Origin of the sequence: Kitasatospora papulosa (genome assembly GCF_000717245.1) — a bacterium.
Classification (GTDB): domain Bacteria; phylum Actinomycetota; class Actinomycetes; order Streptomycetales; family Streptomycetaceae; genus Streptomyces; species Streptomyces papulosus.
The window spans coordinates 393,030-409,549 of sequence record NZ_JNYQ01000004.1 but is presented as its reverse complement, the minus strand read 5'-3'; the positions used below and the strand labels follow the sequence as shown (position 1 = coordinate 409,549).

Sequence of the window (16,520 nt, the reverse complement as noted above, 5' to 3'; positions counted from 1 at the left end):
CTCCGGACCCGGCACCTTCCTTCACCCGCAGCCTCCGCACCGGGCCGTCACACCGCGGCCCCGGCCACCGGGCGGACCCGAGAACACCCTTCAGGACCGGCGATCCACGTGAGTTCCTCCTTCACCACCCGGAACAGCCCGCACCGTCAGGCACGGCGGCGGGCCCCGGGCGCGTACCGGCTGGTGCGCACGCCGCCGGGTTCCGTGGACCCCCCTCTCCTGGACGCACCGCAACGCGCCGTGGTTGACCACCGGGACGGGCCGCTCCTCGTCCTGGCCGGGCCGGGCACCGGAAAGACCACGACGCTGGTGGAGGCGGTCGCCCGGCGCGTGGCCGGGGGGACCGATCCCGCCCGGATCCTCGTCCTCACCTTCAGCCGCAAGGCGGCCGTCGAACTCCGCGACAGGATGGCGGCCCGCCTCGGCGGCACCAGGGGCCCGCAGGCCACCACCTTCCACTCCTACTGCTACGCCCTGGTCCGCGCACACCAGGACGCCGACCTCTTCGCCGATCCGCTGCGCCTGCTCTCCGGGCCCGAGCAGGACGTCACCGTCCGTGAGCTCCTGGCCGGCCAGCTCGGCCTTGAGCAGGCCGGGCTGGCCCATGTCCGCTGGCCCGGCGAACTGCGGGCGTGCCTCACGACCCGTGGCTTCGCCGACGAGGTGCGCGCGGTGCTGGCCCGCAGCCGTGAGCTGGGTCTCGGCCCCGACGCGCTGGCCGCCTTCGCCCGCCGCACGGGCCGCCCGGACTGGAGCGCCGCCGCCCAGTTCCTCGCCGAGTACCTCGACGTCCTGGACGCCCAGGGCGTCCTCGACTACGCCGAACTCGTCCACCGGGCGGTCCTGCTCGCCGAGCGCCCCGAGGTGGCGGCGCAGCTGGCCCGGAACTACGACGCCGTGTTCGTCGACGAGTACCAGGACACCGACCCCGCACAGGTGCGCCTGCTGCACGCGCTGGCCGGGAACCGGGGGAGCACGGCTCCGGGAACCGGCGGCGGCCGGACACTGATCGCCTTCGGCGATCCCGACCAGTCGATCTACGCGTTCCGGGGCGCCGACGTGAACGGCATCCTCGACTTCCCCGACACCTTCCGCCGGGCCGACGGCGAGCCCGCCCCCGTCGGGGTCCTCACCACCTCGCGCCGCTCCGGCGCGCACCTCCTGGAGGCCACCCGGCTGCTCACCCGCCGGATGCCCCTCACCCGCCTGCCCTCGGACAAGGTCCGCGCCCACCGCGAGCTGTCCGCCGTGCGCGAAGGCGGGCGCGTGGAGGCGTACACCTATCCGACGCTCTCCACCGAGCTGGAGAACATCGCCGATCTGCTCCGGCGCGCCCACCTGGAGGAGGGCGTGCCCTGGAGGGACATGGCGGTACTCGTCCGCGCCGGCGGCCGTTCGATCCCCGCCGTGCGCCGGGCGCTCACCTCCGCCGGAGTCCCCCTGGAGATCGACGGCGACGACCTCCCCCTGCGCCACGAGCCGGCCGTCGCGCCGCTCCTGACCGCCCTGCGCACCGTCGCCACGGCGGCGCTCCACCTCGGCGCGCCGGAGGACCCGGACAGCGCGGAGGCCGTGGAGGAGGACCCGGAGGCCGGGGAGGCCCCGGCCGGTGACGTGAGCGACGACACGGGATCCGGCGGCCGCGGCACCGGGACGGACGGCGGCCGCGGCGCGGGGACGGCCGACGGCTACGACGTGGCGCCCGGCGGCCTGGACACCGAGACCGCCCTCACCCTGCTCGCCTCGCCCCTCGGCTCCATGGACGCCGCCGACCTGCGCCGGCTCGGCCGGGCCCTGCGCGACGAGGAGCGGGCCGCCGGGAACCGGGTGCCGCCGCCGTCCGGATACCTGCTGGCGCGGGCGCTCGCCGAGCCCGAACGCCTGGTCACCCACGACCCGGCGTACGCCCGCGGAGCCCAGCGCCTCGGTGCGCTCCTGCGCAAGGCCCGCGAACTCCTCGAAGGCGGCGGCACCGCGGAAGAGGCCCTGTGGACCCTCTGGAACGGCACCCCCTGGCCCGGCCGGCTGGAGCGGGCCGCGCTGCGGGGCGGCGCGGGCGGCCGGAACGCCGACCGGGACCTCGACGCCGTGTGCGCCCTCTTCGACACCGCGGCCCGGGCGGAGGAGCGGACCGGCGGGCGGGGCGCGCTCAACTTCCTGGAAGAGGTCGACGCCCAGGACATCGCCGCCGACACCCTCTCCCGGCGTGCCGTCCGTCCCGACGCCGTGCGCCTCATGACCGCGCACCGCTCCAAGGGCCTCGAATGGCGCCTGGTGGTCGTCGCCGGGGTGCAGGAAGGGCTCTGGCCCGACCTGCGCCGCCGCGGATCCCTCCTGGAGGCGGACCGGATCGGACGCGACGGCCTGGCCGAACCGCTCACCCCCGGGGCGCTCCTCGCCGAGGAACGCCGCCTGTTCTACGTGGCCGCCACCCGGGCCCGGGAGCGCCTGGTCGTCACCGCGGTGAAGGCACCCGCCGACGACGGCGACCAGCCGTCCCGCTTCCTCACCGAGCTCGGGACCGAGCCCCGGGACGTCACCGGACGGCCCCGCCGCCCCCTGGCGGTGGCCTCGCTCGTCGCCGAGCTCCGGGCGACGACCGTCGACCCCGGTGCCTCGGAGGCCCTGCGCGACGCGGCCGCACGCCGGCTCGCCCGGCTGGCGGCGCTCACCGACGACGAGGACCAGCCGCTCGTGCCGGCGGCCCACCCGCACCGCTGGTGGGGGCTGAACGAACCGACCCGCTCCGAGGTCCCGCTGCGCGACAGGGACCGCCCCGTCGCCCTCTCGGGGAGCGCGCTCGACCAGCTCGCCAACACCTGTGCCCTCCAGTGGTTCCTGGGCCGTGAGGTGAAGGCGGACGCCCCCGCGACGGCCGCCCAGGGCTTCGGCAACGTGGTCCACGTGCTCGCCGACGAGGTGGCCTCCGGCCGCACCGCCGCCGACCTGGACGTCCTGATGGAACGACTGGACTCCGTGTGGGACGGCCTCGTGTTCGACGCCCCCTGGAAGTCGCAGCAGGAGAAGGACCACGCCCGGGCCGCCCTGGAACGCTTCCTGCGCTGGCACGTCATGGACCGCGCCGGGCGCACCCCCACGGCCAGCGAGCACGACTTCGACGTCACCCTCGAAGCGGGCGAGTACGCCGTACGCATCCGTGGCTCCATGGACAGGGTCGAGCGGGACGCCGAGGGGCGGGCGTACGTCGTCGACTTCAAGACCGGCAAGGGGGCCCCGACCAAGGACGAGGTGGCCGCGCACCCCCAGCTCGCCGTGTACCAGCTGGCCGTCAGGGAAGGGGCCGTCGACGAGGTCTTCGACGGCCGGCGCCCGGATGCCGGAGGCGCCGAACTCGTCCAGTTGCGGCAGCCCGCCCCGAAGAAGGAGGGCGGCGACGCCCTCCCCAAGGTGCAGGCCCAGGAGCCCCTCTCCGGCGCATGGGTCTCCGACCTGCTGGCCACGGCGGCGGGACGGGTCCTGGACGAACGGTTCACCCCCACGACCGGCCAGCACTGCACCCACTGCGCCTTCAAGGCGTCGTGCAGCGCGCAGCCCGAAGGACGTCAGATCATCGAATGATCTTTCCGGCGGAATCCGTGCGGGACGGCGTTGTCGGTCCGTCCGGTTAGCCTCTGTGGAGTGTCCTCCCGAATCACCGATCCCGAGCAGCTCAAGGAGCTCCTCGGGATCCCCTTCACCCCGGAGCAGACGGCCTGCATCACCGCGCCGCCCGCCCCGCAGGTGATCGTGGCCGGAGCGGGTTCCGGGAAGACCACGGTGATGGCGGCCCGGGTGGTGTGGCTGGTCGGCACCGGACAGGTCGCCCCCGAGCAGGTCCTCGGCCTGACCTTCACGAACAAGGCCGCCGGTGAGCTCGCCGAACGCGTCCGCAGGGCCCTCGTCGCCGCGGGCGTCACCGACCCGGACGTCCTCGACCCGGACAACCCCCCGGGCGAGCCCAGCATCTCCACGTACCACGCCTTCGCCGGCCGGCTCCTCACCGACCACGGTCTGCGGATCGGCCTCGAACCCACCAGCCGTCTCCTCGCGGACGCCACCCGCTACCAGCTCGCGGCCCGGGTGCTGCGCGAGGCGCCGGGCCCCTACCCGGCGCTGACCCGGTCCTTCCCCACCCTCGTCAGCGACCTGCTCGCCCTGGACGCGGAGCTCGCCGAGCACCTCGTACGCCCCGAGGAGCTCCTGGAGTACGACACGGAACTCCTGCGGGGACTGGAGACGGCCAGGCTCACCAACGCCGAGCTGCGCAAGATCCCCGAGACGGCCGGGGCCCGCCGCGAACTCCTCGGACTGACCCGGCGCTACCGGACGGCCAAGCGAAGCCGGGACCTCCTCGACTTCGGCGACCAGATCGCCCTCTCCGCCGAGCTCGCCCTGACCCGGCCCGAGGTCGGCACCCTCCTGCGCGACGAGTTCCGGGTCGTCCTGCTCGACGAGTACCAGGACACCTCCGTGGCCCAGCGGCTGCTCCTGGCCGCGCTCTTCGGCGGCGGAGGCGGCGACGGCACGGCAGGACACGCCGTCACAGCCGTCGGCGACCCCTGTCAGGCGATCTACGGATGGCGCGGCGCCTCCGTGGCCAACCTCGACGACTTCCCGCACCACTTCCCGCACGCCGACGGCACGCCGGCCACCCGCTACTCCCTCAGTGAGAACCGCCGCAGCGGCGGCCGCCTCCTGCACCTCGCGAACGGCCTCGCCGAACCCCTGCGCGCCATGCACGAGGGGGTCGAGGCACTGCGCCCCGCCCCCGGAGCCGAACGGGACGGCACGGTCCGGTGCGCCCTGCTGGCCACCCACGCCGAGGAGATCGACTGGCTCGGCGACTCGCTCGCCCACCTCGTGAGGACCGGTACGGCTCCCGGGGAGATCGCCGTCCTGTGCCGGACCGCGGGAGACTTCCCCCGCATCCAGGCCGCCCTGGTCGCCCGAGACATCCCGGTCGAGGTCGTCGGACTCTCCGGACTCCTGCACCTCCCCGAGGTCGCCGACCTCGTCGCCGTCTGCGAGGTGCTGCAGGACCCCGGGGCGAACGCCTCCCTGGTCCGGCTGCTGACCGGACCCCGCTGGCGCATCGGACCACGCGACCTCGCCCTGCTGGGGCGCCGCGCCCGCGTCCTCGTCCACCGCACCGCGCCGGGGGACGAGGACACCGATCCGGACCGGCGTCTGGCGGATGCCGTCGAGGGGACCGACCCGGCCGAGGTGATCTCGCTGGCCGACGCCCTCGACACCTTCCTTGAGTCCGGCGGCGCGGAGGACGACCGGCTGCCGTTCTCCGCGGAGGCACGCGTCCGCTTCGCCCGTCTCGCCACCGAACTGCGCGACCTGCGCCGTTCGCTGGCCGACCCCCTCATGGACGTACTGCACCGCGTCCTCGCGACCACCGGCCTGGAGGTGGAGCTCTCGGCGTCCCCGCACGCCCTGGCCGCACGCCGCCGGGAGACCCTCGCCAACTTCCTGGACGTCGCGGCCGGATTCGCGGCGGTGGACGGGGAAGCGACCCTGCTCGCCTTCCTCGGCTTCCTGCGCACCGCCGCCCAGTACGAGAAGGGCCTCGACAACGCCCTGCCCGGCGGCGAGAACACCGTCAAGGTCCTCACCGCGCACAAGTCCAAGGGCCTGGAGTGGGACGTCGTCGCCGTCCCCGGCCTGGTCGGCGGCCAGTTCCCCAGCACCCGGTCCCGGGACGCGTGGACCTCGCAGTCCCAGGTCCTCCCGCACGCCCTGCGCGGCGACGCGCCCACGCTGCCGGTGCTCGACACCTTCGACGCCAGAGGGCTCGCGGCTTTCAAGGCGGAGATGAAGGGGCATCAGCACACCGAGGAGCTCCGCCTCGGCTACGTCACCTTCACCCGGCCCCGCAGCCTGCTGCTCGGCTCCGGCCACTGGTGGGGCCCGTCCCAGAAGAAGCCCCGCGGCCCGTCCGTCTTCCTGGACGCGCTGTACGAGCACTGCGCGGCCGGACACGGCGAGATCGAGGTGTGGGCGGACGAACCCGGCGAGGACGAGGAGAACCCGGCGCTGCGGGACGAGGGCGCCGACCAGCCCTGGCCGCTCCCGCTCGACGACACCGCCATGGCCCGCCGCAGGGCCGCCAGGGACACGGTGCTGGCGCACCTGGAGGCCCTGGCGGCCGCACCCGTCCCGGACACCGTGCCGGAGGAGTACGGGCGGACCGCCCCCGGCGGGCGCCCGCGACCCGCACACGAGCCGCCGTACGACGACGAGCCGCCCCCCTTCGAGGACGACGAGCCGCCGTACGACGAGCCGCCGTACGACGACGCGGACGCCCCGTACGACGACCCGTACCCGGACTGCGAGGAGGACCCGGGCCGTGGGGGGCCGCCCCCGCCCCGGGACGCCCCCGCCGCACCGCACGTCCCGGCCGCCCGCACCCCGGCCGACGCGGGCCTCACCCCCGAGGAGTCGCGCACCCTCGCCTCCTGGGACCGCGACCTCGACGCCCTCGCCGGTGAGCTGCGCCGTGCCCGCGCCGCGGTGCGCGACGTCGTCGTGCCCGCCACGCTCTCCGCGACCCAGCTCCTGCACCTCGCCGACGATCCCGAGGGCTTCGCGCGGGAGCTCGCCCGCCCGATGCCGCGCCCCCCGCAGCCCGCCGCGCGCAGGGGCACCCGCTTCCACGCCTGGGTGGAGTCCCGGTTCGAGGAACTGCCGCTGCCCATGCTGGGACCGGACGAACTCCCGGGAGGCGACGAGAACGACGCGGAGATCGCCGACGAACGGGACCTCGCCGATCTCAAGGAGGCCTTCGAGCGCACCTCGTACGCCCGGCGCACCCCGCACGGCGTCGAGATCCCGTTCCAGATCACGCTCGCCGGCCGTGTGATCCGCGGCCGGATCGACGCCGTGTACCGCACGGGTGACACGTACGAGATCGTCGACTGGAAGACCTCCCGGCACCGCACGGCCGACCCCCTCCAGCTCGCCGTCTACCGGCTGGCCTGGGCCGAACTGCACGGACTGCCGCTGGAGGCGGTCGCCGCGACCTTCCTCTACGTGCGCACCGGGGAGACGTCCCGCCCCACCGGGCTGCCGGGCCGGGAGGAACTGGAGAAGCTCCTGCTGGACGAGTCACCTCCGCGGGGCCGATAGGCTCATGAGCATGAGCGACACCCCGGACAGCGCCGTCCGTACGTACACCGAGCAGCACCGCGCGGCCTTTCTCGCCGACCTCGCCGAGTGGCTGCGCATCCCGTCCGTGTCCGCCCAGCCGGAGCACGACGGGGACGTACGGCGCAGCGCCGAGTGGCTGTCCGGCAAGCTGGCGGAGACCGGCTTCCCGGTCACCGAGATCTGGGAGACGCCCGGCGCCCCGGCGGTGTTTGCCGAGTGGCCGTCCCAGGACCCGGACGCACCCGTCGTCCTCGTCTACGGCCACCACGACGTGCAGCCCGCCGCCCGTGAGGACGGCTGGAGCACCGACCCGTTCGACCCGGTGATCCGCGACGGCAGGATGTACGGGCGCGGCGCCGCCGACGACAAGGGCCAGGTGTTCTTCCACACACTCGGCGTCCGGGCCCACCTCGCGGCGACCGGCCGCACCACGCCCGCCGTCCACCTCAAGCTCCTCGTCGAGGGCGAGGAGGAGTCCGGGTCGCCGCACTTCCGCGCGCTGGCCGAGGAGCGGGCCGGCCGCCTCGCCGCCGACGTCGTGATCGTGTCCGACACCGGCATGTGGGACGAGAACACCCCCACCGTGTGCACCGGCATGCGGGGTCTCGCCGAATGCGAGATCGAGCTGTCCGGCCCCGGCCAGGACATCCACTCCGGCTCCTTCGGCGGCGCCGTCCCCAACCCCGCGACCGAGCTCGCCCGCCTGGTCGCCGCCCTCCACGACACGGAGGGCAGGGTCGCGGTCCCCGGCTTCTACGACGGGGTCGCCGAACTCACCGGGACCGAACGCGCCCTCTTCGCCGAACTGCCCTTCGACGAGGAGACCTGGCTGCGCACGGCCGCCTCGCGGGCCACGGCCGGCGAAGCGGGGTACTCCACGCTCGAACGCATCTGGGCCCGCCCGACCGCCGAGGTCAACGGCATCGGCGGGGGCTACCAGGGTGCGGGCAGCAAGACCGTCATCCCTTCGTCGGCCTTCGTGAAGCTGAGCTTCCGGCTGGTCGCCGGACAGGACCCGGAACGGATCCAGGAAGTCGTCCGCAGCTGGGTGGAGGACCGGATACCGGCCGGAATCCGCCATCGGATCACCTTCTCCCCGGCCACCCGCCCCTGTCTGACGCCCCTGGACCACCCCGCCCTCCAGGCGTTGGCCCGCGCCATGGGCCGGGCCTTCGGCACGAAGATCCTCTTCACCCGCGAAGGAGGTTCGGGCCCCGCCGCCGACCTCCAGGACGTGCTCGGCGCACCCGTCCTCTTCCTCGGCATCTCCGTACCGTCCGACGGCTGGCACGGCCCCGACGAGAAGGTCGAACTCGACCTCCTCCTCAAGGGTGTGGAGACCACCGCCCACCTGTGGGGCGAACTGGCCGACGCACTCCGCTGAATCTCTGAACGCCCGATCCGCCCCCGGGGGAGTAGGAAGCACCTGTGAGCACCTTCGACAACGCCACCGCAGACCGCCCGATCGGTCTCACCGCGCCCAGCGGCATCGACCGCGCGGCGCACCATCGGCTCGACGAGGCCTGGCTCGCCGCGGCCTGGAGCCACCCGACGACCAGGGTCTTCGTCGTCTCCGGGGGACAGGCGCTCATCGACGACACCCCCGACGGCGGCACCGAGCTCGTCATGACCCCCGCCTTCGAGGCGCCCGTCACCGAGACCCACCGCTACTTCCTGGGCACCGACGAGGACGGCGTACGCTACTTCGCCCTCCAGAAGGACTCGCTCCCCGGCCGCATGGACCAGTCCGCGCGGCCGGCCGGTCTGCGCGAGGCCGGGATGCTCCTCGGCCCGCGCGACGCCGGCCTGATGGTGCACGCGGTGGCCCTGGAGAACTGGCAGCGGCTGCACCGCTTCTGCTCACGCTGCGGCGAGCGCACCGTCATCGCGGCCGCCGGGCACATCCGCCGCTGCCAGGCGTGCGGTGCGGAGCACTACCCGCGCACCGACCCCGCTGTGATCATGCTGGTCACGGACGACCAGGACCGCGCACTGCTGGGACGCCAGGTGCACTGGCCCGAGGGCCGGTTCTCGACCCTCGCCGGCTTCGTGGAGCCGGGGGAGTCGATCGAGCAGTCCGTCGCCCGCGAGGTGTTCGAGGAGGCGGGGGTCACCGTCGGCGAGGTCGAGTACATCGCCAGCCAGCCCTGGCCGTTCCCCTCCAGCCTGATGCTCGGCTTCATGGCCCGCGCCGTGTCCTCGGAGATCACCGTGGACGGCGAGGAGATCGAGGAGGCCCGCTGGTTCTCCCGCGAGGACCTGACCGCGGCCTTCGAATCCGGCGAGGTGCTGCCGCCCTTCGGCGTCTCGATCGCGGCACGCCTGATCGAGCTCTGGTACGGCAAGCCGCTCCCGAGGCCGGGCGTGGCCGGCTGACGGTGCGGGCGGAGCCTTCGCGCAGGCCTGGTCACCAAGGCGCCGAGGCGTCTCGGCGGAGCCCGGGGTCGTGCCTCGGAAGCGTCCTGGCCGGCGGGAAGCGGACGCGTCAGTCCGACAGGGCGGCCGCGAACATCCCGCGGTGGGCCGTCAGCCAGGCCTGCGCACGGTCCCAGCGCCGCCATCCGCCACGGTCGGCCAGCGCCTCGGCGTAGAGGGGATCGCCGTCGGCCACGCGTCGGGCGACGAACGCGCGGCAGACCTCCGTGGCCTGTTCGATCACGCCGGGCAGTTCGGCCCGCTCGGCAGGTGAGAGGCCGTAGCCGCCGGCCAGGACCCGCAGCCGCGCGGGCACGTCCGGTGCGTCCGGGTACAGCGTCGCCGCGGACAGGGGATCGAGCATGGGCACCCAGTAGCGGGCGGCCATGGCGACGTCCCAGAGGGGCCGTCCGGGTGCCGCCAGATCGAAGTCGATCAAGGCGGCGGCGCGGCCGTCGCGGAACACGACGTTCTCCGGGCACACGTCGTTGTGGCACACCACCGGTCCCCCTTCCGGGTCGGCGAGGTCCTGGGGCCACTCGACGTCCGATGCGGCAGCGGCGGACGCACCGGCCTCGTGCAGGCGTCGCAGCAGGGCCCCAACCGATTCGAGGGCGGCCGTCGTCATGACCCATGGCGGGAACGGCGGCAGGGCCACGTCACCGGGGATGAACGTCAGCTGCTCCCGGCCGTCGGCGGTCGGTCCCACGGGAATCGGAGCGGCGTCGAAGCCGTGCTCCCTCAGCGCGACGAGGTGGGCATGGAGAGCGGGCGCGTGGCGCGGTGCCGGGCGATCCACCAGGGCGCCCCTGCGGAAGACGTCCCCCGCGTTCGCCATGCCTCCCGCCAGCGCCCCGCCGGCCGCCCCGTCCTCGGTCGTCATGCCGTTCACGCTACCGCCGGGGCGCTCTCGTACGGCCAGGTCATGAGAAGACCCCCGACCGGCGCCGGCCGGTCGGGGGTCGTGTGCCTCGTGCGGGTCAGGCGCCGATCTTCTGCTTGACCTGGGCCAGTGAGGGGTTCGTCAGCGTCGAACCGTCGGGGAAGAGCACGGTCGGGACCGTCTGGTTCCCGCCGTTCGCCTTCTCCACGAAAGCCGCCGAGTCCGGGTCGTGCTCGATGTTGACCTCGGTGTACGCGATGCCCTCGCGATCCATCTGCCCCTTGAGCCGGCGGCAGTAGCCGCACCACGTGGTGCTGTACATCGTCACAGTGCCCGGCATGTCGTCGGTGCTCCCTTGTCTCGTGTGTCCCGCTGGGAAGGTCCCGCTGAAAGCGCGCGACAGACGCGTCCGCGCACCGTCCCGCATGGAGGGAACGTCCGGGACCCGGACACCATTCCCGGCCCCGGGCCGAGGGCCGTTCCCGGACCCGCCCCGTACCCGCACGGCACCCACGCAGCCGGTACGACAATCGACGGCCCCTGTGGACAACCGCCTCGGCCGTCCCTTCCGACCTGGCAGCATGGCAGGGTGACAGCAGCAACGCATTCCACCCTCTTCCCCCAGGTCCCCGACTCCGCGGACGCCGTGCTCGACGGGCTCGACCCGGAGCAGCGCGAGGTCGCGCTGGCCCTCGGCGGACCCGTGTGCGTGCTGGCCGGAGCGGGTACGGGCAAGACGCGGGCGATCACGCACCGCATCGCCTACGGGGTGCGTGCCGGGATCCTCCAGCCGACCACGGTGCTCGCCGTCACCTTCACCAACCGGGCGGCGGGCGAGATGCGGGGCCGGCTCCGCCAGCTCGGCGCGACGGGTGTGCAGGCCCGGACCTTCCACTCCGCGGCTCTGCGTCAGCTGCAGTACTTCTGGCCGAAAGCCGTCGGTGGTGAGCTTCCGCGTCTCGTGGAGCGCAAGGTCCAGCTGGTCGCCGAGGCCGCCGCCCGCTGCGGGATCCGGCTCGACCGCAACGAGCTGCGGGACACCACCAGCGAGATCGAGTGGGCCAAGGTCACCCAGACGGTGCCGGCGGACTACCCGGCAGCGGTCGCGAAGACCCAGCGGGACGCGCCGCGCGACCCTGCCGAGCTCTCGCAGATCTACGCCATGTACGAGCAGCTGAAGCGCGACCGCTCGGTGATCGACTTCGAGGACGTGCTGCTGCTCACGGTCGGCATCCTCCAGGACCGGCACGACATCGCCGACCACGTGCGCCGTCAGTACCAGCACTTCGTCGTCGACGAGTACCAGGACGTCAGCCCGCTCCAGCAGCGGCTCCTGGATCTCTGGCTCGGTGACCGGGACGACCTCTGCGTCGTCGGCGACGCGGGTCAGACGATCTACTCCTTCACCGGCGCGACCCCAGACCACCTGCTGAACTTCCGCACCCGCCACCCGGACGCGACGGTGGTCAAGCTGGTGCGGGACTACCGCTCGACCCCCCAGGTCGTCCGCCTGGCCAACGGACTGCTGGGCCAGGCCCGGGGCAAGGCGGCCGAACACCGGCTGGAGCTGGTCTCGCAGCGCGACAAGGGCCCCGAACCCGTCTACACGGAGTACGCCGACGAGCCGGCGGAGGCCGAGGGCACCGCGCGCCGGATCCGTGACCTGATCGCCGCCGGGGTGCCGGCGGGGGAGATCGCCGTGCTCTACAGGGTCAATTCCCAGTCCGAGGTCTACGAGCAGGCCCTCGCCGACGCGGGTGTGCCCTACCAGCTGCGCGGTGCCGAGCGCTTCTTCGACCGTCCCGAGGTGCGGGAGGCGGGTGTAGCCCTGCGCGGCGCGGCGCGCGCGGGGGGCAACGACTCGCTGCTCGACGGCGCCGACGACCTGCCCTCCGAGGTGCGGGCGGTGCTCTCCACCAAGGGATGGACCTCCAAGCCGCCCACCGGCTCGGGGGCGGTGCGCGACCGCTGGGAGTCCCTCGCCGCGCTGGTGCGGCTGGCGGAGGACTTCGAACAGGCCAAGCCCGGCGCGACCCTCTCCGATCTCGTGGCCGAGCTCGACGAACGGGCCGCCGCTCAGCACGCCCCCACGGTCCAGGGCGTCACGCTGGCGTCGCTGCACTCCGCCAAGGGCCTGGAGTGGGACGCCGCGTTCGTCGTCGGGCTCACCGAGGGCATGATGCCGATCGCCTACGCCAAGACGGACGAACAGATCGAGGAGGAACGCCGGCTGCTGTACGTCGGCGTCACCCGGGCCCGCTTCCACCTGTCGCTGTCCTGGGCCCTGTCCCGGTCGCCGGGCGGACGCGGGAACCGCAGGGCGACCCGCTTCCTCAACGGACTGAGGCCCGGCTCGGCAGCGGTCGGCCCGCGGGGCGGAGCGGGAGGAGGCGGCGGAATCGACCGCGGCTCCCGCACGGGCACGTCGGGTGCCGGTGCCGAGACGCCCGCCCGGCCGGCCAGGAGGGGTCCGGTGCGGTGCAGGGTGTGCGGCAGGACGCTCACCGAGGCCGGCGAGATGAAGCTGATGCGTTGCGAGGACTGCCCCTCGGACATGGACGAGGCGCTGTACGAGCGGCTGCGTGAGTGGCGCGCGGACCGGGCGAAGGAGATCAGCCAGCCCGCCTACTGCGTCTTCACCGACAAGACACTGATGGCCATCGCGGAGGCGGCACCGGACAGCGAGAGCGAGCTGGTCGTCATCGCCGGTGTCGGGAACCGGAAGCTGACCAGGTTCGGGGCCGACGTCCTGGCCATCTGCGCAGGTCGGACAGTGGGTCATGAGCAGGCGGAGGGCGACGGCGAGGTCTGAGGAAAACTCGTCGAAAAAATAGTTTGCGCCCGCAGCAGCAAGCACCATAGGTTCTTAACCACGGGAACAGCGACTTCTCTGAAGCCCTGACTCCGTGCTGTACTTATCCGAATACCGCAGGACCGGTCCCGGCCGGTCCCTTGAGACGCCGAGAGGAGGCGATTGTCGTGATCAGCATCATCAACACCATCAAAATGACCGATCCGTCGGTCGTCTCCACCTGCTCGCTCGGCCTCACCCGCTCTGCGGAGCTCTCCCTCGGTGGCACCCGTGTGTCCGGCGTTCCCGCCGTCCGCCCGCTGCCCCTGGCGAGCCTGCCCGTGCGGGAGCGCAATGAGCGACCGACCGAGGCACTGGAAGCAGCGGTAGCGAAGGGACAGGCCTCGGCCTATGCCTTTGCGGCAGCCGCAGCCGGTGCCGGAGCCAAGAAGCAGACGACGCAGCACCACACGATGTGGGCCTTCCGTGGGCCTGAACCCTGGAGTGATCCAGCCTGATACAGAATCAGGCCGGCGCCTTCAGGGCCGCGGAACCCCACTCGGGATCCGCGGCCCTTTTGTTTTGTCCGAACGGATGAGACGAGACGAAGGAGCCTCGGGACAGCAGGACCTGGTACCAGCCGCCAACCGGCCAACAGGCCGGCACGACCAGACGAGGACAACACCACCGTGCAACTCGAGACGCACGCCCCGTCCGTACCGCCTTCCGACACGATCACCCCGCCCGGCCTCACGGAGGACTCCACCTTGACCCCCCTCACCGCGCTCACCGCGCTCGACGACGCCATCGAGAACCTCGGCGTACCCGTTCCGTGCCGTTCCTACGACCCGGAGGTCTTCTTCGCCGAGTCCCCCGCGGACGTCGAGTACGCGAAGTCCCTCTGCCGGACCTGCCCGCTGGTCGAGGCCTGCCTCGCCGGGGCCAAGGAGCGGCGCGAGCCGTGGGGTGTCTGGGGTGGCGAGCTCTTCGTGCAGGGCGTCGTCGTCGCCCGGAAGCGTCCCCGTGGGCGTCCGCGCAAGAACCCGGTCGCGGCGTGACCCCCGGCCTGGGGGTCATGTCCCCCACACGAACGAAGCGCATCGGAACCATCGACCGTCCCCAGACCCATGACCCCCGGAATCAGGCACCAATGATCACCACCACGCGGGAGCCCGTCGGCTCAGCGACCCCGGACGTCACCATCATCGGCGCGAACGACTCGCGTCAGAACAGGACCCGCGAGATGCAACTCATCCCAGAAGCTCTGGCCCGTGCGCATATGCACGACCGCCTGAGGGAAGCCGAGGAGGGACGTCAGGCTGTGCGCCTGGTGGCCGCCCGGCGGATGCAGCGCCGAGCCGAGCGTGCCTCGATGCGCGCCCGCCGCGCGCTCGCCATGGCCGTCATGCACTGACGGACCCAGCAGTACGGCTGCCGGGCCACCGCTCGGCCCTCCAGGCAGCCACCCTCCCCGACAACGGGGCCGGCCCGAACAGGCCGGCCCCGTTGTGCGTCCCGGCGCGCGTGGCCCGGCGCACGGCGTTATCGTCGCGAGGTGGACGAGGAGACTCATCACCCCGAGACGCCGGTGGGCGGCCACGTGACGTGTGCCCGTTGCGCAACCATCCGGGAGCCGGGCGCACCACCGGCGACGTGGCTCTGCTCCGTGGAGGACGGCGGGCACCGGTACGTCTGCGAGGACTGCGCCCGTACGCACATCAGGGCCATCGAGAGCCGGCTCGACTCGGCCTGGTGGTGACCCGTGGGCGCGGAGGCGACGTCTCCTCCTACACCTCGACCGGCGTATCGTCCTGCGCGCTGTTCCCGTCCGTCGTACGTTCGTCGGCGTCGGCCTCGTCCGGTTCGTACTCCGGGAGGAAGCCCGGCAGCCAGGACTCCAGCTCGTCCCGCAGCCGGACGGTCGCGCCCAGCTGGCACAGCACCCCGATCGTGCTCAGGGTCACACGGTGTATCAGCAGGTACGACGGGGGCAGATTCAGCTGCTTGCCCAACTGATGTGCGGGGGAGCGCGGGTCGGCGATCCGGGCGGCCTGGCTGCGCAGCCAGGATCGGGTGAAGGTGAACTCGTCCGCCTGGGCCGGTTCGATGATGGGGAGCAGATAGGCGAGTACGGCGTCCGGTTCGAGCTCGATCGACTCCTTGACGAACCCCGCCTCGCGCAGCATCGCGTAGACGGCGTCGGCGTCCCCTTCCAGCGTCATCCGCAGGGCGTCGCCGATGATGCCCGGCAGGCCGCCAGGCAGCCGGTCCACCGTCCCGAAGTCCAGTACTCCCAGGCGCCACCGGCCGTCACCCGCGGCCGGCTCCTCCGTCCCGTCGGCGGGCACCCCGGCAGGCGGCAGCAGCCGGAAATTGCCGGGGTGGGGGTCCGCGTGGAGCAGACCCGTGCGCGCCGGCCCCGAGAAGAGGAAACGTGCCAGCAACTGGCCCGCCCGGTCACGCTGTTCCGCGGTGCCGTCGGCGATCACCTCCGACAGGGGGATCCCCTCGATCCACTCCGTGACCAGCACCTGGTCCGACTGGTGGAGCACTCCCGGGATCACCACGTCCGGATCGTCCTCGAACTCGGCCGCGTGCTCGCGCTGGGCCCGTGCCTCGAGCTCGTAGTCCAGTTCCTCGGAGACCCGGTCACGGAGTTCCGTGATGAGCGGTTTGATGTCCATGCCGGGCACCAGAGGGCCGAGGAGGCGTGCGAAGCGGCTGAGCTGGGTGAGGTCGGACAGCAACGCCTCACCCGCGCCCGGGTACTGGACCTTCACGGCGACATCACGTCCGTCGTGCCAGACGGCCCGATGGACCTGTCCGATCGATGCCGCGGCCGACGGCTGGTCCTCGAATTCGGTGAACAGCTCCCGCCAGTCCTCGCCGAGCCGTTCCGCCAGCACCCCGTGGACCGTGCGGGTCGGCATGGGAGGCGCTGCCTCCTGCAGCTTCGTCAGCGCCGCACGGTAGGGGCCCGCGACATCTTCGGGCAAGGCGGACTCGAAGACGGACAGCGCCTGTCCGAGCTTCATCGCGCCGCCCTTCAACTCCCCGAGCACCTTGAAGAGCTGGTCCGCCGTGCGCTGCTGGACCTCGCGGGCGACGATCTCGGCGGACTTCCCGCCGATCCGCTTGCCCAGGCCCCAGGTGGCACGCCCGGCGAAGCCTAGCGGCAGAGCTGCCAGCTTCGCGGTACGGGTGACCGCCTTCCGGGGAAGATCAGACATGTGCCCCTCCAGTTCCCAGATCGCCGTGCCACGTGACGTCCGGCTC

General features: G+C 72.9%; 12 protein-coding genes. 9 read left to right on the top strand and 3 right to left on the bottom strand.

The features are described from left to right. Positions 1-108 precede the first annotated feature (108 nt). The 4 genes from IA22_RS0113040 to nudC are packed head-to-tail and all read left to right on the top strand — an operon-like array spanning position 109 to position 9,531. Positions 109-3,579, top strand: a complete 3,471-nt coding sequence (locus IA22_RS0113040; RefSeq protein ID WP_030123688.1) for an ATP-dependent helicase — start codon at positions 109-111, stop codon at positions 3,577-3,579. A gap of 60 nt (positions 3,580-3,639) precedes the next feature. Further along, complete coding sequence (locus IA22_RS0113035) at positions 3,640-7,134, top strand: ATP-dependent DNA helicase (RefSeq protein ID WP_030123687.1); 3,495 nt, start codon at positions 3,640-3,642, stop codon at positions 7,132-7,134. A 10-nt stretch (positions 7,135-7,144) separates the two neighbouring features. Continuing rightward, positions 7,145-8,539 (top strand): dipeptidase, encoded by a 1,395-nt coding sequence (locus tag IA22_RS0113030; protein WP_030123686.1) that lies wholly within the window; start codon positions 7,145-7,147, stop codon positions 8,537-8,539. A 44-nt stretch (positions 8,540-8,583) separates the two neighbouring features. Beyond that, the gene (gene nudC, locus IA22_RS0113025; protein WP_030123685.1) at positions 8,584-9,531 is read left to right on the top strand and encodes an NAD(+) diphosphatase; all 948 of its coding nucleotides are present in this window, start codon (positions 8,584-8,586) and stop codon (positions 9,529-9,531) included. Between the two features lie 109 nt (positions 9,532-9,640). On the opposite strand, the gene IA22_RS0113020 is transcribed toward nudC, so the two are convergent. Together IA22_RS0113020 and IA22_RS0113015 are read right to left on the bottom strand one after the other, a co-directional pair. After that, the gene (locus IA22_RS0113020) at positions 9,641-10,453 is read right to left on the bottom strand and encodes a phosphotransferase (RefSeq protein ID WP_030123684.1); all 813 of its coding nucleotides are present in this window, start codon (positions 10,451-10,453) and stop codon (positions 9,641-9,643) included. A gap of 97 nt (positions 10,454-10,550) precedes the next feature. Next, the gene (locus tag IA22_RS0113015) at positions 10,551-10,793 is read right to left on the bottom strand and encodes a mycoredoxin (protein ID WP_014154194.1); all 243 of its coding nucleotides are present in this window, start codon (positions 10,791-10,793) and stop codon (positions 10,551-10,553) included. A 249-nt stretch (positions 10,794-11,042) separates the two neighbouring features. On the opposite strand from IA22_RS0113015, the gene IA22_RS0113010 reads away from it, so the two are divergent. The 5 genes from IA22_RS0113010 to IA22_RS0112990 all read left to right on the top strand — a co-directional run bounded on the left by IA22_RS0113010 (position 11,043) and on the right by IA22_RS0112990 (position 15,003). Further along, positions 11,043-13,265: an ATP-dependent DNA helicase UvrD2 gene (locus tag IA22_RS0113010; protein ID WP_015578657.1), complete on the top strand. Its 2,223-nt coding sequence runs from the start codon at positions 11,043-11,045 to the stop codon at positions 13,263-13,265. Between the two features lie 167 nt (positions 13,266-13,432). After that, positions 13,433-13,762: a hypothetical protein gene (locus IA22_RS0113005; protein ID WP_014154192.1), complete on the top strand. Its 330-nt coding sequence runs from the start codon at positions 13,433-13,435 to the stop codon at positions 13,760-13,762. Positions 13,763-13,933: 171 nt separating this feature from the next. Continuing rightward, positions 13,934-14,302: a WhiB family transcriptional regulator gene (locus tag IA22_RS0113000; RefSeq protein WP_030123683.1), complete on the top strand. Its 369-nt coding sequence runs from the start codon at positions 13,934-13,936 to the stop codon at positions 14,300-14,302. A gap of 17 nt (positions 14,303-14,319) precedes the next feature. Continuing rightward, positions 14,320-14,658, top strand: a complete 339-nt coding sequence (locus IA22_RS0112995) for a hypothetical protein (protein WP_033248505.1) — start codon at positions 14,320-14,322, stop codon at positions 14,656-14,658. Between the two features lie 141 nt (positions 14,659-14,799). Further along, a complete protein-coding gene (locus IA22_RS0112990) occupies positions 14,800-15,003 on the top strand; it encodes a hypothetical protein (RefSeq protein WP_030123681.1) in 204 nt (67 codons plus the stop codon). A 28-nt stretch (positions 15,004-15,031) separates the two neighbouring features. Here IA22_RS0112990 and IA22_RS0112985 read toward each other — a convergent pair whose 3' ends face one another. Next, positions 15,032-16,474 (bottom strand): ABC1 kinase family protein, encoded by a 1,443-nt coding sequence (locus IA22_RS0112985; protein WP_030123680.1) that lies wholly within the window; start codon positions 16,472-16,474, stop codon positions 15,032-15,034. Positions 16,475-16,520: the final 46 nt, after the last annotated feature.